Origin of the sequence: Actinomadura sp. J1-007, assembly GCF_009793335.1 — a bacterium.
Lineage (GTDB): Bacteria > Actinomycetota > Actinomycetes > Streptosporangiales > Streptosporangiaceae > Spirillospora > Spirillospora yumaensis.
Map to the genome: position 1 here is coordinate 697,816 of NZ_WING01000002.1, position 18,681 is coordinate 716,496.

General features: G+C 74.6%; 15 protein-coding genes, 4 pseudogenes and 1 riboswitch. Of the genes and pseudogenes, 12 read left to right on the forward strand and 7 right to left on the reverse strand.

The features are described from left to right. Nucleotides 1-82: 82 nt before the first annotated feature. Entirely contained in the window at nucleotides 83-1,165 is a 1,083-nt protein-coding gene (locus GEV43_RS37155) for a mechanosensitive ion channel domain-containing protein (protein WP_309240131.1), read from the reverse strand. 163 nt (nucleotides 1,166-1,328) lie between these two features. Here GEV43_RS37155 and uvrC point away from each other — a divergent pair. The 4 genes and pseudogenes from uvrC to whiA form a co-directional block, all read left to right on the forward strand. Then, nucleotides 1,329-3,347 (forward strand): annotated as a pseudogene (gene uvrC, locus GEV43_RS37160) (excinuclease ABC subunit UvrC); the annotation flags it as partial. Nucleotides 3,348-3,504: 157 nt separating this feature from the next. Continuing rightward, nucleotides 3,505-4,338, forward strand: coding sequence for an RNase adapter RapZ (gene rapZ, locus GEV43_RS48560; RefSeq protein ID WP_206681632.1), 834 nt, complete (start codon nucleotides 3,505-3,507; stop codon nucleotides 4,336-4,338). A 118-nt stretch (nucleotides 4,339-4,456) separates the two neighbouring features. Then, a pseudogene (gene yvcK / locus GEV43_RS37170) lies at nucleotides 4,457-5,418 on the forward strand (uridine diphosphate-N-acetylglucosamine-binding protein YvcK). A 59-nt stretch (nucleotides 5,419-5,477) separates the two neighbouring features. Beyond that, nucleotides 5,478-6,458, forward strand: coding sequence for a DNA-binding protein WhiA (gene whiA / locus GEV43_RS37175; protein WP_160825406.1), 981 nt, complete (start codon nucleotides 5,478-5,480; stop codon nucleotides 6,456-6,458). Between the two features lie 21 nt (nucleotides 6,459-6,479). Here whiA and GEV43_RS37180 read toward each other — a convergent pair whose 3' ends face one another. The 5 genes from GEV43_RS37180 to GEV43_RS37200 form a co-directional block, all read right to left on the reverse strand. After that, nucleotides 6,480-6,689 carry a hypothetical protein gene (locus GEV43_RS37180; protein WP_160825407.1) on the reverse strand — a complete coding sequence of 70 codons (210 nt, stop codon included), beginning with the start codon at nucleotides 6,687-6,689 and terminating at the stop codon, nucleotides 6,480-6,482. After that, entirely contained in the window at nucleotides 6,683-8,404 is a 1,722-nt protein-coding gene (locus GEV43_RS55480) for a heparinase II/III family protein (RefSeq protein WP_160825408.1), read from the reverse strand. The genes GEV43_RS37180 and GEV43_RS55480 overlap by 7 nt, the downstream gene beginning before the upstream one ends. 135 nt (nucleotides 8,405-8,539) lie before the next feature. Continuing rightward, nucleotides 8,540-9,745, reverse strand: a complete 1,206-nt coding sequence (locus tag GEV43_RS37190; RefSeq protein WP_160825409.1) for a hypothetical protein — start codon at nucleotides 9,743-9,745, stop codon at nucleotides 8,540-8,542. Further along, nucleotides 9,735-10,949, reverse strand: coding sequence for a hypothetical protein (locus tag GEV43_RS37195; RefSeq protein ID WP_160825410.1), 1,215 nt, complete (start codon nucleotides 10,947-10,949; stop codon nucleotides 9,735-9,737). Before GEV43_RS37195 ends, GEV43_RS37190 begins: the two co-directional genes overlap by 11 nt. A 112-nt stretch (nucleotides 10,950-11,061) precedes the next feature. Continuing rightward, complete coding sequence (locus tag GEV43_RS37200; protein ID WP_160825411.1) at nucleotides 11,062-11,808, reverse strand: hypothetical protein; 747 nt, start codon at nucleotides 11,806-11,808, stop codon at nucleotides 11,062-11,064. A gap of 208 nt (nucleotides 11,809-12,016) precedes the next feature. On the opposite strand from GEV43_RS37200, the gene gap reads away from it, so the two are divergent. From gap to GEV43_RS37230, 7 genes and pseudogenes are all read left to right on the forward strand, one after another. Next, a complete protein-coding gene (gene gap, locus GEV43_RS37205; protein WP_160825412.1) occupies nucleotides 12,017-13,021 on the forward strand; it encodes a type I glyceraldehyde-3-phosphate dehydrogenase in 1,005 nt (334 codons plus the stop codon). An 88-nt stretch (nucleotides 13,022-13,109) separates the two neighbouring features. Beyond that, nucleotides 13,110-14,297 (forward strand): phosphoglycerate kinase, encoded by a 1,188-nt coding sequence (locus GEV43_RS37210; protein WP_160825413.1) that lies wholly within the window; start codon nucleotides 13,110-13,112, stop codon nucleotides 14,295-14,297. A 3-nt stretch (nucleotides 14,298-14,300) separates the two neighbouring features. Next, complete coding sequence (gene tpiA / locus GEV43_RS37215; protein ID WP_160825414.1) at nucleotides 14,301-15,095, forward strand: triose-phosphate isomerase; 795 nt, start codon at nucleotides 14,301-14,303, stop codon at nucleotides 15,093-15,095. Nucleotides 15,096-15,275: 180 nt separating this feature from the next. Beyond that, entirely contained in the window at nucleotides 15,276-15,518 is a 243-nt protein-coding gene (secG, locus tag GEV43_RS37220; protein WP_160825415.1) for a preprotein translocase subunit SecG, read from the forward strand. Between the two features lie 129 nt (nucleotides 15,519-15,647). Beyond that, a pseudogene (locus GEV43_RS56665) lies at nucleotides 15,648-15,788 on the forward strand (hypothetical protein); the annotation flags it as partial. Further along, a pseudogene (locus GEV43_RS52105) lies at nucleotides 15,734-15,970 on the forward strand (RNA polymerase-binding protein RbpA); the annotation flags it as partial. The pseudogenes GEV43_RS56665 and GEV43_RS52105, both read left to right, overlap by 55 nt. A 150-nt stretch (nucleotides 15,971-16,120) precedes the next feature. Next, nucleotides 16,121-16,741, forward strand: a complete 621-nt coding sequence (locus GEV43_RS37230) for a class I SAM-dependent methyltransferase (RefSeq protein WP_160825417.1) — start codon at nucleotides 16,121-16,123, stop codon at nucleotides 16,739-16,741. A gap of 21 nt (nucleotides 16,742-16,762) precedes the next feature. Here the strand turns inward: GEV43_RS37230 and GEV43_RS37235 are convergent, their stop codons facing one another. After that, a complete protein-coding gene (locus GEV43_RS37235; protein ID WP_160825418.1) occupies nucleotides 16,763-17,569 on the reverse strand; it encodes an alpha/beta fold hydrolase in 807 nt (268 codons plus the stop codon). A 59-nt stretch (nucleotides 17,570-17,628) separates the two neighbouring features. Here GEV43_RS37235 and GEV43_RS37240 point away from each other — a divergent pair, with 59 nt between their 5' ends. After that, nucleotides 17,629-18,366: a TetR/AcrR family transcriptional regulator gene (locus tag GEV43_RS37240; protein WP_160825419.1), complete on the forward strand. Its 738-nt coding sequence runs from the start codon at nucleotides 17,629-17,631 to the stop codon at nucleotides 18,364-18,366. Nucleotides 18,367-18,555: 189 nt separating this feature from the next. Further along, a riboswitch (ZMP/ZTP riboswitch) is annotated at nucleotides 18,556-18,642 on the forward strand. The last annotated feature ends 39 nt before the right edge of the window (nucleotides 18,643-18,681 follow it).

Consider the following 18,681-nt stretch of genomic DNA (forward strand, 5'->3'; position numbering starts at 1 on the left):
CTGGCCCAATGGCGCGTGGCCCGGCGTTACGGCGCGTTCTCGCCCGAGAAAGGCTCGGTTGGGCTGCGTGCGTGGCTTGGCGTTACGGGGTGTGGGTGGCGGGTTCGGGGGGGTGGTGGGGGGCCAGGGCCTCGCCGGGGGCCGGGAGTTCGGCGCGGAAGCGGGGGAGCGCGTCCGGGTGCCGGTCCCGGATGTAGGCGATCATGTGCTCGCGGACGTCGCAGCGCAGGTCCCAGGCGCTCGCCGAGTCGGCGGCGCTCACCAGCGCGCGGAGCTGGACCAGGCCGTTCGGCAGCGTCTCGACCGCCTGGAGGACCCACTCGCGGCGGTCCCACAGCGGGTGCTCGCGCAGCATCCGGTACAGCTCCTCGCGCAGGTCGTCCACCGGGACGGTCCAGTCCACGTGCAGCAGGACGGTGCCGAGGACCCGGCTGGTGTGCCGCGTCCAGTTCTCGAACGGCTGCTCGGTGAAGTACGAGACCGGGAGGATCAGCCGCCGGTCGTCCCACAGGCACACCACCACGTACGACAGCGTCAGCTCCTCGACGCGTCCCCACTGGCCCTGCACCACGACCACGTCGTCCAGCCGCAGCGCGTCGCTGAAGGCGAGCTGGAGCCCGGCGAACAGGTTGCCGAGCGTGGGCCTCGCCGCGATCCCGACGACGAGCCCCGCGACCCCGGCGGAGGCCAGCACCCCCGCGCCCACGGCCCGTACGGCGGGGAAGGTGAACAGCGCGGCGCCCACCGCGAGGATCCACACCACCACGGCCGCGATCCGGCGCAGCAGCAGCATCTGGGTGCGGGCCCGCCGGGCCCGGCGGTTGCGCTCGCCCGCGATGCGGGTCAGCCGGTTCAGCGGCGGGTCGCTGAGCGCGTACGCGATCCGCAGGACGAGCCAGGTCGTGGCGCCGATCGCCGCGATCCGCAGCAGGTGGTCCAGGGCGCGGCCGGGCCCGTGGGGCAGCGTCCCGTACGGCAGCGCGGCGTTCGCGCTCACCACGACGGCGAACGCGAAGGCGGGAGCGGCGCAGCGGCGGGCCACCGCGCCCGCTTCCGGCCACCGCGTCGAGAACCTCCCCGCCAGCAGCCTCCGGACCGCCTCCACGACGGTCACGGACGCGGCGACGGTCACCGCCAGCACGATCCAGGCCCACAGCGCGGACACGATCCGACCGGCCTCCTTCCAGGGCGCGGGGACAAAACGGACTTCTGGATGGCCATAACCGAGGAGAGGCGGCCCGAACGGGCGCGCGGACGAGATCTGCGTCACCCGCGGGCGACGGTCTCGGGCGCGCGGGGTGTCGGCGGGCCCTACTAGGCTTTCCACCGTGGCAGATCCGGCGACCTATCGACCCGCCCCGGGGTCCGTTCCCGACTCGCCGGGGGTGTACCGGTACCGCGACGAGCACGGCCGGGTGATCTACGTGGGCAAGGCCAAGAGCCTGCGCTCGCGGCTCAACTCCTACTTCGCCGACTTCGCCTCCCTGCACCCCCGCACCCAGACGATGCTCCAGACCGCGGCCCGCGTCGACTGGACGGTGGTCGGCACCGAGGTCGAGGCGCTCCAGCTCGAGTACTCCTGGATCAAGGAGTTCGACCCCCGGTTCAACGTCCGTTACCGCGACGACAAGTCCTATCCCTATCTCGCCGTCACCCTCAACGAGGAGTTCCCGAGGGTGATGGTCATGAGAGGCGCCAAGCGCAAGGGCGTGCGCTACTTCGGCCCGTACTCGCACGCGTGGGCGATCCGGGAGACGGTCGACCAGCTCCTGCGCGTGTTCCCGGTGCGCACGTGCAGCGCCGGGGTGTTCAAGCGGCAGCACCAGCTCGACCGGCCCTGCCTGCTGGGCTACATCGGCAAGTGCTCCGCGCCGTGCGTCGGCCGGGTCTCGCCCGACGAGCACCGGCTGCTGGCCGACGACTTCTGCGAGTTCATGGCGGGCAACACCGCCCGCTTCATCAGGCGCCTCGAACGCGACATGCGCGAGGCCGCCGCGAGCCAGGAGTACGAGCGCGCCGCCCGCCTGCGCGACGACGTCCGCGCCCTCGAACGGGCCCTGGAGAAGCAGGCGGTCGTCCTCGGCGACAACACCGACTGCGACATGATCGCGTTCGCGGAGGACGAGCTGGAGGCCGCCGTCCAGGTGTTCTACGTGCGCGGCGGGCGGATCCGGGGGCAGCGCGGCTGGGTGGTCGACAAGGTCGAGGCCGTCACCACCGCCGACCTGGTCGAGACGTTCCTCATCCAGATCTACAGCGAGAGCGACTCGGTGCCGCGCGAGGTGCTGGTGCCCGCGCTGCCGCCCGACGAGGAGGCGATGACCGAGCTGCTGGGCGAGGTGCGCGGCGGTCCGGTGCGGCTGCGCGTCCCCCGGCGCGGCGACAAGAAGGCGCTGCTGGAGACCGTGGCCCGCAACGCGCACGAGGCGCTCAAGCAGCACAAGACCCGCCGCGCCAGCGACCTGACCACCCGCAGCCTCGCGCTCCGCGAGCTCCAGGAGGCCCTGGAGCTCGACGAGGCGCCGCTGCGGATCGAGTGCTACGACGTCTCCAACCTCCAGGGCACCAACGTGGTGGCCTCGATGGTGGTGTTCGAGGACGGCCTCGCCCGCAAGGCCGAGTACCGGCGCTTCTCGATCAAGGCGGTCGAGGGGCAGGACGACGTCCGCTCCATCCACGAGGTGATCACCCGCAGGTTCCGCCGCTACCTGGCGGAGAGCGAGAAGACCGGCCGCTTCGACGCGTACGGCGACGGAGACGGCAACGGTGAGGGGACCGACGACGGAGCCGGCGCGGGGGACGGGGGCGCGGAGCCGGCCGCGGGCGCCGAGGCCCCCGCGGGCCCCGGCGGCGGCCCGGCCGACCCCGCCGACCTGGAGGCCGCCGGCGCGCACCAGCCGATCGACCCCGAGACGGGCCGTCCCCGCAAGTTCGCCTACCCGCCCAACCTGGTGATCGTCGACGGCGGCCCGCCGCAGGTCGCGGCGGCGCAGCGGGCGCTGGACGAGCTCGGCGTCGACGACATCGCGGTGTGCGGCATCGCCAAGCGGCTGGAGGAGATCTGGCTGCCCGGCGAGGACGACCCGGTGATCCTGCCGCGCAACAGCGAGGGCATGTTCATGGTCCAGCGGGTCCGCGACGAGGCGCACCGGTTTGCCATCAATTTCCACCGGCAGCGGCGTTCCAAGGCCATGACCGTGAGCGAACTCGATAGCGTTCCGGGACTGGGCCCGGCGCGCCGCGCCGCGCTGCTGAAACACTTCGGGTCCGTGAAGCGCTTGAAAGAGGCGACGCCCGAGCAGATCGCCGAGGTTCCCGGCATCGGCCGGCGCGGCGCCGAGTCCATCGCGGCCGCGCTCCACGGGGGACGCGCGCCCGCACAGGGGAACGGGCCGGGGAGCCCGGGCCCGGCGGAGCGCCGGGCGAGCGCGGGGGACCGCAGGGGGAGGGGAAGCCGACGTGACCGCCGAGACGCGGATACCGGACATCGTCATCGTGACCGGGATGTCCGGGGCGGGCCGCAGCACCGCGGCCAAGTCGCTGGAGGACCTCGACTGGTTCGTAGTCGACAACCTGCCGCCGGGGCTGCTGGCCACCATGGCCGACCTCGGCGGGCGGGTGAAGGACGCGGTGCCCCGCATCGCGGTGGTGGTCGACGTGCGCAGCCGCGGGTTCACCGAGGACCTGCACTCGTCCATCGCGGAGCTGGAGGCGCGCGGCGTCCACCCCCGCGTGGTGTTCCTGGAGGCGAGCGACGCCGACCTGGTCCGCAGGTTCGAGAGCGTCCGCCGGCCGCACCCGCTCCAGGGCGACGGCCGCCTCGTCGACGGCATCGCCCGCGAGCGCGAGGCCGTCCGCGAGGTCCGCGCCGAGGCCGACCTGGTGATCGACACCAGCGGGCTGAACGTGCACGAGCTGCGCGCCAAGATCGTCGGGTTCTTCGGCAACGACACCGGCGAGTCCAGCCTCCGCGCGACCGTCGTGTCGTTCGGCTACAAGTACGGGCTGCCCGTCGACGCCGACCTCGTGGTCGACTGCCGGTTCCTGCCCAACCCGCACTGGGTGCCCGAGCTGCGGCCGAAGACCGGCCGCGACACCGCCGTCCGCGACTACGTGCTCGGGCAGCGCGGCGCCAAGGAGTTCCTGGACGCCTACACCGAGGTGCTGAGGCTGCTGTCCGACGGCTACGAGCGCGAGGGAAAGCACTACGTGACGCTCGCCGTGGGATGTACCGGTGGCAAACACCGTAGTGTGGCCATGGCGGAACAACTCGCCGCCAGGCTGAGGGACGAGGCCATCGAGGTGCAGGTCGCCCACCGCGATCTGGGCCGCGAGTGACCCCTGTGCGCCGCACGCGCGCGCGAGCCGCCCGGAGCGGCGCGCGCACGCGGGCCGCGGGGGCGCGGCGCGGGTCCCGCCCCCGGCACAGGCCACGGACGAGGAGAAGAACGGCACGGTGAAAGCCCCCGGCCCGAAGGTCGTCGCGCTCGGCGGGGGCCACGGCCTCTACGCCTCCCTGTCCGCGCTCCGCCGCGTCACCGACCGGCTGTCGGCGGTCGTCACGGTCGCCGACGACGGCGGCTCCAGCGGGCGGCTGCGCCGCGAGCTCGGCGTGCTGCCCCCGGCGACCTGCGGATGGCGCTCGCCGCGCTGTGCGGCGACGACGAGTGGGGCCAGACGTGGCGCGACGTCGTCCAGCACCGGTTCCGCTCGCAGGGCGACCTGCGCGACCACGCCGTCGGCAACCTGCTGATCGTCGCGCTGTGGGAGCTGCTCGGCGGCGACGCCCCGGACTCGACCGTCGCGGGCCTCGACTGGGTCGGGCGGCTGCTCGGCGCGCACGGGCGGGTGCTGCCGATGGCGGCCGTACCGCTCGACATCGTCGCCGAGGTGCGCGGCGCCGACCCGGCGAGGCCCGGCGAGGTCAGCCAGGTCAGGGGCCAGGTCGCGTGCGCGAAGACGCCCGGCACCGTGCTCGGGGTGTCGCTGGTCCCGTCCGATCCGCCCGCCTGCCCGGAGGCGCTCGCCGCGGTCGAGGACGCCGACTGGGTGGTGTTCGGGCCCGGCTCCTGGTTCACCAGCGTCCTGCCGCACCTGAAGGTCCCCGCCCTCGCCCGCGCGCTGACCGGCTCCCGCGCCCGCCGCGTCGTCGCGCTGAACCTCGCCCCGCAGCCCGGCGAGACCGACGACTTCTCCCCGCAGACCCATCTGGAGGTCCTCCAGGCGCACGCCCCCGACCTGCGCGTGGACGTGGTGCTCGCCGACGAGGGCGTGGTGGACGACGCCGAGGCGCTCGACAAGGCCGTGCGGGCGCTCGGGGGACGGCTCGTGCTCGCCGACGTCGCGGCCCGCGACGGGTCGCCGCGTCATGATCCCGCCCGGCTGGCCCAAGCCTTCGTACAGATCTTTCATGACTGACATCCGGCGGGGCCGTCATCGGCGACACTGCTGGAAGACCGATAGGGGAGGGTTCATTCATGGCGATGACCGGTGTGGTCAAGGACGAGCTGAGCAGGCTGCCGGTGATGAAACCGTGCTGCCGCAAGGCGGAGGTCTCGACGCTGCTGCGGTTCGCCGGCGGCCTGCATCTGGTCAGCGGGCGGATCGTGATCGAGGCCGAGATCGACACCGGGGTGGCGGCGCGGCGGCTGATCAAGGACATCGCCGAGGTGTTCGGGCACACCTCCGAGGTCGTGGTGCTGGCGCCGAGCGGGCTGCGCAAGGGCAACCGCTACGTGGTGCGGGTGTTCCGCGACGGCGAGTCGCTGGCGCGGCAGACGGGGCTGATCGACAACAACGGGCGGCCGGTGCGCGGCCTGCCCCGGCACGTGGTCGCGGGGGCGGCCTGCGACGCCGAGTCGGCGTGGCGCGGGGCGTTCCTCGCGCACGGCTCGCTCACCGAGCCGGGCCGTTCGATGTCGCTGGAGGTGACGTGCCCGGGGCCGGAGGCGGCGCTCGCGCTGGTCGGCGCCGCCCGCCGCCTCAAGATCCACGCCAAGGCGCGGGAGGTGCGCGGCGTGGACCGGGTCGTGGTCCGCGACGGCGACGCGATCAGCGCGCTGCTGACCCGCCTCGGCGCGCACGACAGCGTCCTGGCCTGGGAGGAGCGGCGGATGCGCCGCGAGGTCCGCGCGACCGCCAACCGGCTGGCCAACTTCGACGACGCCAACTTGCGCCGCTCGGCCCGCGCCGCCGTCGCGGCGGGCGCCCGCGTCGCGCGCGCCCTGGAGATCCTCGGCGACGACGCGCCCGAGCACCTGGTCAACGCCGGGCGGCTGCGGCTGGAGCACAAGCAGGCGTCGCTGGAGGAGCTCGGCCAGCTCGCCGACCCGCCGCTCACCAAGGACGCCATCGCGGGCCGTATAAGGCGTCTGCTGGCGATGGCCGACAAGCGCGCGGGCGACCAGGGCATCCCGGGCACCGACGCCAACCTCACCGCCGACATGCTCGCCCCCTGAGCCCGGCGGACGGACGGGGCCTCAGGGCAGGCGGCGGATCGTCCCGTCCGGGGCGACCTCGACGGCGAGCCGTCCGCCCGCCCCGGCCCCCGCGCCCGCCGGGCTCGGCGCGCTCGTGGCGTCCGCCGCGTCCGGCATGGTCAGCGTGACGCGCAGGGAGCCGCCCGGCCCCGGAGCCGACCGCACCACCGGAGTCCCCTCCCCGCGGACCGGTGCGATCAGCGTCAGCATCCGCACGTCCGCGCCGTGCGCGCCGAGCCGTACGACGGGCGCGTCGCGAACGGTCCGCGCCGACGGGACCATCCAGCCCTTGCTGACCGCCGGGGCCGCAGCGCCGTCCCCGGCAGCGGCACCCGCAGGAAGTGGGCGCGCACCGGGGCCGTTCCGCCCGTCCCGCCCGTTCCGCCCGCCGCCGCCCGTGCGCCGTCCGGACGGGCCGACGCGGTGAACGCGGCGGGCAGGTGCCAGAGCTGCTCGACCGTCCGCGGCGCCGGCGACCGGGCCTCGTCCAGGACGACCAGCACGTCGGGGCCCGAGGCGGCGAGCACCGACCGGGTACGGGTCGTTCCGGCGTAGGCGGTGTCGGAGAACCGGAAGAAGTCGGCGCCGGACGCGAAGCGGTGCGCGGTCAGCGCCGTGGACGCGCTGCTCCGGAACGGCGCGTCCCGCACGACGAGGGTGTTGTGCGCGTCCGGTGCCCGCAGCCGCGCCTGCCACGCCTTGTCGCTGTAGCCGATGTGGCCGCTCGGCACGAGGATGTCGCGTCCCTGCGCGAAGAACGTGAGCGCCATGTGGTCGTTCTGCCCGTGCGCGTAGCGGCCGGGGCCGAACCGCGCCGTGTACGCCGTCTCCCGCGCGAACGGCCGCCCGCGCCCGCCCCAGCCCGAACGGCCCATCACGTACCCCGCGCCGTACACGCGCGCGCGTGCGCTCGGCCGCCTGCCCTCGGCGCCCTTGGTCAGCACGTACTTCAGCGGCCCGCTGCCCGGCCGTCCCACGCGGTCCACCGTGCTCGCGAACGACTCGCCGATCTGGAGCAGGTCGCCCGCCGGGGTCGTCTGGAACGCGATGAACTCGTCCATCAGCCGGTGCCTGCGGACCAGCTCGTCCGGGACGCGGCGCCCGCAGCCGCGCATCGCGTCGATCGCGAGCCGCCAGCGGCCGCGGTTGTAGACGGAGTAGTGCGTGGACTGCTCGTTGTTGGCGCCCTCGGCGTCGATCGCGGGCCGGGCGCCGCCGGGCGGCCTCAGGACCGCGTCGACGAGCCGCCGGTAGCCGGTGTCGGCGAGATCGGCGCGGCCGATGCCGCAGCCCGCCGCGAGCAGGATCAGCGACTCGTCGGTGCCGTGGTTCCACGGGCCGGAGTAGTGGCGCGGGTCGGCGAGCCAGGACGCGTGTCGCGCGATCGCGGCGTCCAGCCACGCCGCCCGGTAGTCGGCGCGCAGGCAGGTGAGGGTGATCAGGCGGAACTTGGCGGACTGGTCGATCGCCTCGCGCCGTTCGTCGCCGAACCGCGCGCCGGGCCGTTCGTTGTCGGCGATCCAGTCGCGGGCGATCCCGGCTGCGGCGGCGAGCGCGGCGCGGTCCCCGGTCAGCCGGTACGCCTTGAGGGGGCCGCCGAGCCATTCGAGGGAGTGCAGCCAGAGCTGCCAGGTGCGGTCGCGGTACGGGTCGAGGCCCCAGTCCACGTCCGTGCCCTTCGCGACGCGCACGGGCGGCGAGCCGGGGCCGCGGAACCGTCCCGCCTTCACCTCGGCGGCGGTGTTCTGCCGGTCCAGCCCGTTGTAGCCGAGGCACGTCGCCGCCGCGGGGCGGACCGCGTGCGGCGAGGCGTGCGGCGGGGAGACGGAGCGGGCCTGCGAGCACGCGGCGGCGAGCGGCAGCGCCAGCGCGGCGGGCGCGGCCCAGGCCGCCAGCCGGACGGCCCTCGAAGATCGTAGATACACCTCCGAAGACTCCCGGGGACGCGCCCGGGGTTGCCCGCGTCACCGAAGGTTCATCCGCCGTCCTCCGCCAGGTCACCGGCCCCGCGCGGCCGGGCCGGGCGCGCCGGTGACCTGGGGGCGCGGGTCAGGCGCGGGTCAGGCGCGGGGGCCGAGGTCGCCGCGCAGGACGCGGTGGACCAGGTCGTCGCGGAGCTGCCCGTAGCCGGTCGCGGCCCACACGCTGCGGTCCGGGTCGGCCTCGAAGTACGGGACGTCCCGGCCGTCCACCCGGTCCATGAGGATCTCGGGGGTGCGCCGCGCGCGGACCGCCTTGGCGCAGGCCCGGCACGCGCGCACCTCCAGGGAGCGGCGCGTCCCGACGGGGCGCCAGTCGACCTTCACCGCGGCGTCGCCGTGCAGCGGGTCGAAGAAGCACAGCGGGCTCGGCGGCGTCTCGGCCCCGCCGCCCGCGACCGAGCGCGCCGACGCGAGCGCGTCGCGGCCCTGGTCCACCAGGACGAGCACCCCGGCGAGGTCGGCGACGCCGCGCGCCCCGTCCAGCGCCTTGCCCGCGGCCTGGTAGGCGTCCAGCGCGCGGGTCAGCAGCGCGCGGGGCCGTTCGCGCGCCGTGTCCACCTCCGTCCCGTCCAGCAGCTCGCCGAACGCGACGACCTCCCGGGACGCCTGCTCGCGGAGCTGCTCCTCGCTCGCCCGCCCGGCCGTGGAGAACACCGTGCGGGGCAGCAGCAGGCCCGCGTCGGCCCGCCGGACCGCCGCCATCCTCCTCCGCCGCCACACCAGCAGCCCGGCGACGCCCGCGACCGCGACGGCCGCCGCGCCCCCGGCCGCGAGCGGCACGGCGCCTCCGCCGTCGCCGGACGGGGCGTCGGGCCGGTCGCTGTGGCGGACGCGCCGGTCCAGCTCGTCGGACAGGCGCCGGTACTCGCGGGTCCCGGTCCCCGCGGCGAGCAGGCCGGCGAGCCGGTCGAGCCTGCTCACCAGGGACGCGTCGTTCATCGCCCGGTCGAGGTTGACGGCCCACGCGGCGTCCCGCGCCTGCCACTCGCCGCCGAACTCGTACGCCTGGATCTGGTCGGGCGCGTCGTCCAGCGTCACGTAGATCCCGTCGCGGCCGAGCCGGTCGTGCACGACGGTCGCGAGCTGCTCCGGGTCGCTCCAGGTGCCGCCCTTGACCAGCGGGACGAGCAGCACGAACACCGGCGCGGGCGCCCTGCGGAACGCGGCGGCCAGGCGGCGCCGCTCGGCGGCCGGCATCGCGGCCGACAGGGAGCGGTCCACGTGGATCGGGGAGCGGCGCAGGGCCGCCGCCAGCGTCTCGCCGGGGGAGGGCTTAGTGGACACCGAGATGCTCCAGTACGCGGGGGACGAGGGTGTTGCCGTCGGCGCCGAACGCGGTGTCGCGCCAGATCCCGGGGACCAGGAAGTGGGGCCGGGGCCCGTCCGGGCCGGGGACCTTGAGGACCCGGCCGGGCAGCGCGTCCGGCTTCGCGCCGTTGCACGCGGCGCACAGCGGGCGGCGCCGCGTCCGCCCGTCCAGCTCGACCGGCCTGCGGTGGGTGGACTCGCCGTGCAGCGGGTTGACGAAGCACGGCGGAGGCGGGTTCTCGGTCCGGCGCGCGAGGGCGGCGCGGCCCTGCCGGGCCAGCACGATCGCGCCGGCGAGGTCGAGCGCGCCCTCGGCGCCACCGCCCGCCTCGTCGTAGACGATCTTCGCGGCGTCGTAGGCGGACAGGGCGTACCGGGTGCCGCGCCCGTCCCCGGCGGCGGGCAGCAGGAGCCGCAGCCGTTCGAGGTCGCGGCCGCCCGTCCGGCGCAGCCACCGCGTGCTCGGCCTGTCAGGCGCGCCGGGGTGCGCCTCGACGGGCATCGCGTCCGCGTCCAGGACCGTGGGACGGTGCGGCCCCGTCCTGCGGCGCAGGGCGGCCCCGCCGCGGCCGAGCCAGTAGAGCGCGATCGCCGCGACGGGCCCGGCCAGCAGGAGACCGGTCAGGAACGGCCCCTTCGGGTGCGCCTCCGCGGGACGCAGCTCGTTCTCCTTGCCGAACGGGTCCGGGGAGGCGATCCGGTACGGCATCGTCGGCGACGCCGACGGGCGGTCGCCGAAGTGGCGCAGCCGGTCAGCCAGCCGCGCCGCGAGGCCCGCGAACGGACGGTCCTCGTCCGGCCGGGCGTCGTCCCAGAGGTCGGAGAACCGGATCTCGCGCGGCACCCTGAACGCCCCGGCCTGCAAGCGCCCCCGCGAGTTCGCCATCAGGTAGAGGCCGTCGCGGCCCGTCCGCCGGTGCAGCATGGTCAGGAACGCCTCGTCGTCGCCCTCGGCCTCCGACTGCCTCGGGTTCGGCGCCACGACCACGTAGACGTGCGCGCCGATCCGCCGCGACGCCGCACCGGCGGCCCTGCGGACGCGCGCCCGGTCGGCCGGGCCCAGCGCCGACGCCAGATCGGGATCGACGAACAGCGGGTCCTTCGCCAGCGCCGCCCCGATCCTGTCGAGCCGCTTGTAGGCGTACGCAGGGATCGGATCGTTCTCACCCCCGGACGCCACGGCCCGCGGCGTGCGCTCGCCCGCCGCAGCGCCCGCCGCAGCGCCCGCCGCCGGGAACGGTGCCAGGCAGCCCAGCAAAGCCCCAAGAACAGCGTCCGCACGCGCGTGGAGGTCATCGCCGCCTCCTCCGCTGTCCGTTCTTGGCCTTCGAGGCGTTCCGGCCGCCGGACCGTACGGCGCGCCGCCCCGCACGGCGACGGACGACGAGCAGGGCGAGGAGGGGGAGCCCGCTCAGCGCGGCTCCGCCTCCGAACGCGGAACGCTCCAGCAGCTCGGCGCGCCGGTCGGACGCGTCGTCCTCGTCCAGGGCCTGCCTGACCTTGGACTTCGGCCGGGGACGCGGATGGTCGCGGCGCTCGCGCGCGCGGCCCGACGCGGCGATCTCCACGAACCGGTCGAGCACGGCGACCGCGCCCGCGTCGTACGGCATCTCCAGCTCCGTGGCCGCCCAGGCGTCCTCGACGGGCAGGGAGCGGCCGCCGCCGTACTGCCGGGCGGCGCCGTCCGTCCCCTCCGGCGCGACCACGATGTAGACCCCGTCCCGCCGCAGCCGGTCGCGCAGCAGCGGAACGAGATCGTCCGAGCCCTCGGTCCCGCCGCCCAGCAGGGTCGGCGTCACGGCCACGTAGACGGGCACGCCGAGGCGGCGCACCGCCGCCCGGATCCGCGCCGGCGCGTCCGGCGCCAGCGCGCGCGGCGCGTGATCGGTCACGTACACCGGGTCGCGCCGCAGCGCGGCGGCGAGATGGTCGGCGCGGCTCCCCGGCGCGGGCGCGGCGGACGCGGGGGACGCGGCGGCGGAGGGTGCGAGGAGGCCCGCCAAGGTCCCCAGGATCAGGACGAACCACCCCGTACGCATGGAAGGCGATCTTACTGATCCCCCGGACGGGGGAGCCGGGCTCACCCGCGATTTCCCACGTGGCCGGTGTCGGGCCGGGCGGCCCCCATTAGATAGGGTCGGACGTGGGGACGCCTCCGGGACCGACGCGGGAGGCGCCGCCGCAATCAGGCAGACACGGCCCGGGACGACGCCGGGCGAGACGACGACGTACGAGGAGAGCCGTTCCGTGACCATCCGAGTAGGCATCAACGGGTTCGGCCGGATCGGCCGCAACTTCTACCGCGCAGCCCTGGCGAGCGGAGCCGACGTCGAGATCGTGGCGGTCAACGACCTGACCGACAACGCCACCCTCGCCCACCTGCTCAAGTACGACAGCATCCTCGGCCGGCTCGGCCAGGAGGTGAAGGCGACCTCCGACGAGATCGTGGTCGGCGGCAAGTCGATCAAGGCGTTCGAGGAGCGCGACCCGGCCAACCTCAAGTGGGGCGACCTCGACGTGGACGTCGTGGTCGAGTCCACCGGGTTCTTCACCGACGCCGCCAAGGCCAAGGTGCACGCCGACAACGGCGCCAAGAAGGTGATCATCTCCGCCCCGGCCAAGAACGAGGACGTCACCATCGTCCTCGGCGTCAACGACGGCGCCTACGACCCGGCGAAGCACACGGTGATCTCCAACGCGTCCTGCACCACCAACTGCCTCGGTCCGATGGCCAAGGTGCTGAACGACACGTTCGGCATCGAGAAGGGCCTGATGACCACGATCCACGCCTACACCCAGGACCAGAACCTCCAGGACGCCCCGCACAAGGACCTGCGCCGCGCCCGCGCCGCCGCGGTCAACGTCGTGCCGACCTCCACCGGCGCCGCCAAGGCCATCGGCCTCGTGCTGCCCGAGCTCCAGGGCAAGCTCGACGGCTACGCGCTGCGCGTCCCGGTGCCGACCGGCTCGGCGACCGACCTGACCGCGACGCTGAGCCGCGAGACGACCGTCGAGGACGTCAAGGCCGCCTTCAAGGCCGCCGCCGAGGGGCCGCTCGCCGGGATCCTCACCTACACCGAGGACCCGATCGTCTCCTCCGACATCGTCACCGACCCGGCGTCCTGCATCTTCGACGCCACCCTGACCAAGGTCATCGGCGACCAGGTCAAGATCGTCGGCTGGTACGACAACGAGTGGGGCTACTCCAACCGCCTGGTCGACCTCGTCAAGCTCGTCGGCGCCGGCCTCTAGAAGGGTCCCTCCGCCGTGGCCCGCGCGTCCCGTTCGAGGGGGCCGCGCGGCCACGGCGGCCGCATCTCCGGAAGGACATCGCATTTCGATGCGCACCATCGACGATCTCGACGTCAGCGGGAAGCGGGTGCTCGTCCGGGCCGATCTGAACGTCCCCCTCCAGGACGGGCGGATCACCGACGACGGGCGGATCCGGGCCAGCGTGCCCACGATCAGGGCGCTGCGCGACCGGGGCGCCAGAGTGATCGTCTGCGCCCACCTCGGCCGCCCGAAGGGCGAGGTCAGGTCCGAGTTCTCCCTCGCGCCGGTCGCGTCGCGGCTCGCCGAGCTGCTCGGCTCGGCCGTCACGTTCGCCAGCGACGTGGTCGGCGACTCCGCCCAGGCCGCCGCGCTGGAGCTGGAGGGCGGCGGGGTCGCCCTGCTGGAGAACCTGCGGTTCGAGCCCGGCGAGACCAGCAAGGACGACGCCGAGCGCGGCGCGTTCGCCGACAAGCTCGCCGCCCTCGCCGAGCTGTACGTCGGCGACGGGTTCGGCGCCGTGCACCGCAGGCACGCCAGCGTCTACGACGTGCCGAAGCGGCTCCCGCACGCCGCCGGCGGCCTGATCGCGACCGAGGTCGGCGTGCTGCGGCGGCTCACCGACGACGTCGAACGGCCCTACGCGGTCGTCCTCGGCGGCTCCAAGGTCTCCGACAAGCTCGGCGTGATCGACAACCTGCTCGGCAAGGCCGACCGCATCCTCATCGGCGGCGGCATGGTCTTCACGTTCCTCAAGGCGCAGGGGCACGAGGTCGGCAAGAGCCTCCTGGAAGAGGACCAGCTCGGCACCGTCCGCGACTACCTGCGGCGCGCCGAGGAGACCGGCGTGGAGTTCGTGCTGCCCGTGGACGTCGTGGCCGCCACCGCGTTCGCCGCCGACGCCGACCACTCCGTCGTCGCCGCCGACGCGATCCCCGCCGACCGGCTCGGCCTGGACATCGGCCCCGAGTCCGGCAAGCTGTTCGCCTCCCGCCTCGCGGGCGCGCGCACGGTCTTCTGGAACGGCCCGATGGGCGTGTTCGAGATGGAGCCCTACGCGCACGGCACCCGCGCCGTCGCGCAGGGCCTCATCGACTCCGGCGCGTTCACCGTGGTCGGCGGCGGCGACTCCGCCGCGGCGGTCCGGCAGCTCGGCTTCGACGAGAGCGCCTTCTCCCACATCTCGACCGGCGGCGGCGCGAGCCTCGAATACCTCGAAGGCGAGACGCTGCCCGGCCTTCAGGCCCTGGAGGACTGACGCATGGCCCCTGCCACCCCTTCCCGCAAGCCGCTGATGGCGGGCAACTGGAAGATGAACGGCTCCCACCTGGAGGCGATCGCGCTCGTCCAGAAGCTCGCGTTCGGGCTGAAGGAGGCCGACTACGAGGCGGTCGACGTCGCGGTCCTGCCGCCGTTCACCGCGATCCGTTCGGTGCAGACGTCCGTGGACGCCGACCGGCTCCAGCTCCTGTACGGCGCGCAGGACGTCTCGCAGCACGCGTCCGGCGCGTACACCGGGGAGGTCTCCGGGGCGATGCTCGCCAAGCTCGGCTGCTCGTTCGTCACCGTCGGGCACTCCGAACGGCGGCAGTACCACAGCGAGGACGACGCGACCGTCAACGCCAAGGCGCGCGCCGCGATCGCCAACGAGATCGTCCCGATCGTCTGCGTCGGCGAGGGCCTGGAGGTCCGCAAGGCGGGCGGGCAGGTCGCGCACTGCCTCGCGCAGGTGGACGGCGCCCTGGAGAAGATCACCGCCGAGCAGGCCCGCACGCTGGTGATCGCGTACGAGCCGGTCTGGGCGATCGGCACCGGCGAGGTCGCGACCCCCCAGGACGCGCAGGAGGTCTGCGGGGCGGTCCGCACCCGGCTCGCCGAGCTCTACGACGGCGGGGTCGCCGACCAGGTGCGTATCCTGTACGGCGGGTCGGTCAAGGGCGCCAACATCGCCGGGATCATGGCCCAGGCCGACGTGGACGGCGCGTTGGTCGGAGGTGCCAGCCTTGACCCGGGAGAGTTCGTCAAGATCTGCCGGTACCGGGACCTGCCGGTCTGATCAAAACTGATCAATTCGGTTGCGACATGGGGGTTCCTGCCGAACCAGCGAAGACTTCGTCGTACCCTTCGTAGCTGACGGGTAAACCGTCCGGCTCGCCGCTCCGACCCCGTCACGACCAGCCTGGAAAACGACAAGCCCCGCACCGCGCGGGGGTAGGCCAGAAGAAGGCGCTGAACTGTGATCATCGCAACGTCCATCGTGCTCATCGTCACGAGCCTGCTGATGGTGGTCCTCGTCCTGATGCACAAGGGCAAGGGCGGCGGCCTGTCCGACATGTTCGGCGGCGGCGTCTCTTCGTCCCTCGGCGGATCGTCGGTCGTCGAGCGCAATCTCGACCGCCTGACCGTCGGCACCGGTGTGATCTGGTTCGCCTCGATCATCGTGCTGGGGCTGCTGTTCAAGGGCAAGGGCGTCGGCTGAGCCGGCCGGAGCAACGTACATCGCCGCGCCGAGCGCCCTCGCGGGCACCGCGCGGCGGCAGACTTCAACGAGGAGTAGTCCGTGGGTAGTGGCAACGCGATTCGGGGCAGCCGTGTCGGGGCCGGTCCGATGGGGGAGGCCGAGCGCGGAGACGCGGCGCCCGCGTATGGGTCACCTTCTACTGTGCCAACCGGCACGAGACCCGCCCAGCTTCGCGACGGACGTCGCGGTCCCCGACACCTGGGACTGCCCCGCTGCGGGTTCCCGGCCGGGCAGGACTCGGAGAACCCCCGGCCCCGCCGAAGACCGAGCCCTACAAGACGCACCTGGCGTACGTGAAGGAGCGCCGGAGCGACGAGGACGGCGAGGCCATCCTCGAAGAGGCCCTCGCCAAGCTCCGCGAGAAGCGCGCCGCCGTCAGGAAGGCCCTGGAGTCCGCGGGTCGCAGCTGACCCCGCCCCCTCCGTTCCCTCGCCTCGGCCCGGCTCCCCCTGGGAGACCGGGCCGTTCGCGTCCCGGCGCCGGCGGCGCGGGTGGGGCGGGCGCCCGCCGGTGGGGCGGGCGGGGTTCCGCTCCGGCGCGCGGGCGTTGATGATCAGTGGATGACCAACTCCCTCTTCGCCCGCTACTTCGACCTCGTCGCGGGCCGTGCCGAAGAACGGGGCCAGGCCGAACTGCGCCGCGAGCTGCTGGACGGGCTGTCCGGCCACGTGGTGGAGATCGGCGCCGGGAACGGCCTGAACTTCCCGCACTACCCGTCCGGGGTCCGCGACGTGATCGCCGTCGAGCCCCAGCCGTTCCTGCGCGAGCGGGCCGGGGCGGCGGCGCGCACCGCCCGCGTCCCGATCCGGCTGCTGGACGGCACCGCCGAGGCGATCCCGCTGGACGACGCGTCCGCCGACGCCGTCGTGGTGTCGGGCGTGCTGTGCTCGGTGTCGGACCCGGTCGCCGCGCTCGCCGAGTTCCGGCGCATCCTGCGGCCGGGCGGCGAGGTCCGCTTCTACGAGCACGTCCGGTCCGGCGGCGGCTGGGGCCGCCGCCAGGACCTCCTCGACCGGCTGTGGTCGCGCCTCAACGGCGGCTGCCACTGCAACCGCGACACCGTCACGACGATCGAGCGCGCCGGGTACGACCTGAAGTCCCGCCGCAACCTGATCTTCCCGCCGAGCGCGAAGGTCTCCGTCGTCGCGCCGCGGGTGATCGGCGTGGCCGTGCCGCGCTGAGGCCCGTACGGCACGCGCGGGTCACGGGGCGGAGGCCCAGAGGTTCGCGAGGGCGCCGTTGACGGTCTCCGGCGTCTCCACGTGCGGGTAGTGGGCCGCGCCCCGCGCGCGCAGCAGCGTCGCGCCGATGCGGTCGGCGGTCACCCTGGCGCAGGCCATGATCGGCTCGCCGCCGCGCTCCCGGTAGAGGTCCAGGGCGTTCTCCCAGGTCCCGGTGATCACCAGTTTGGGCCAGGGCGCGGCGGCGAGCGCGGCGACGGGGATCGGCGCCTCCCAGCACGGCCGCTCGCGCAGGGCGGACGCGGCGGCGCGCAGCCGCCGCGGCGTCGGCTCCAGCGGCGGGAGGCCGACGGCGTCGGTCGCGGCCGCCAGGTACGTCTCGGGCGGCAGGTCGGCGGGCAGCTCCGCGAGGCCCGCGCGGTTGGCCTCCAGCGCCGCGGCGACCAGGGGGTGGTCCGCCGCCGCCTGGTAGCAGCCCGGCTCGATCAGCGTGAGGGACCGGACCGCCTCGGGCCGCCGCGCCGCCGCCAGCATCGCCGCGACGCCGCCGTAGGAGTGCCCGACGAGGTGTGCGCCGTCGCCGAGCAGCCCGGCGATGTCGTCCGCGTCGACCTCGTAGTCGCTGGCGAACGCGTCCGAGCCGGTGCCGGCGCTCGCGCCGTGGCCGCGCCGGTCCATCGCGAGGACGCGGAAGCGGCCGGCCAGGGGGCGCTGCGCGGCGAAGCCGAACTCGGGGTCGTCGCCCCAGGACGTCGATCCGTGGACGAGCACGGCGGTGGCTGCGCCGCCTTCCGTGTCGTCCCAGACGGTCGCGTGGACGTCGGCCATGTCCGCCTCCAAGTGTTAAACGTCGTTCAAGAGTCTTGAACACTGTATAGGATAAGGGCGTGCCCACTTCCTCGGTATGGCTGCGGCCCGACCGGCCGCCCCGCGACCGGCGGCTCGACCGCGCGGAGCTCGTCCGGCGCGCCGTCGCGATCCTCGACGCGGAGGGCCGCGCCGGGCTGTCGATGCGCCGCGTCGCGGGCGAGCTGGGCGTGACGGCCGGCGCCCTGTACTGGTACGTCGCGACCAAGGACGAGCTGCTGGAACTCGCGTTCGACGACGTCCTCGGCGAGGTCCTCGCGGAGATCGGCCCGGCGGCGGAGGCGCGGCGCCCGGCGGACGGCGGGGGAGGGGAGTGGCGGGAACGGGTCGCCGCGCTCGCCTCGGCGCACCGGGGGATGCTGCTGCGGCACCCGTGGGCGCTGACCGATCTCGTGGGGCAGCCCAACCTGGGCCCGAACGCCTTCGCGCTGGCGGAGGCCGGGCTGGGGGCGCTGTCGGCGGCGGGCTTCGCCGGCGCCGACCTGGACGCCGCGCTCGCCGCCGTCAACGACCACGTCGTGGGCGCCGCCACCGCCGAGGTCGCGTGGCGCGCCGCGCTGGAGCGGTCGGGGCGGTGGCGGGACGAGGCCGCGGCCGACTACCTGCGCCGCGCGACGGAACGGCACCCGCTGCTCGCCCGCCGGATGGCGGCGGACGCCTCCGCCGGCCTGGACGTGGACCGCGAGTGCGACCGGCGGTTCGCGTTCGGCCTCGGCTGCGTCCTGGACGGTTTGGCGGCCAGGCTCACCGCCGAATGATCGTTCGGAGAAACGGCCCGCCGGGGCGCGGATCCTCACCGGCGGGCTCGCCCTCACGGCCGCCGTCCTCGCCGTCTCGCCGCGCTCGTACCGTTCGCTCACGCGCCCGGCGTGGCCGCCGCTGCTGCTCGGTGGTCTCGTGCTCGTCTCGATCCCGTCTCGACCCGCCGTCCGGGCGGGCCGTTATGATGGCGCGGACGCGACTGGCGCAGTCAAGGTGGAGTCGACCACCGGGGAGCGAAAGTAGTCCGCACACCGCGCGCCTGGGTGTACGGGCCCCCGCCGGGGCGCCCGCCCAGCGCGTCCCCGGCGCCG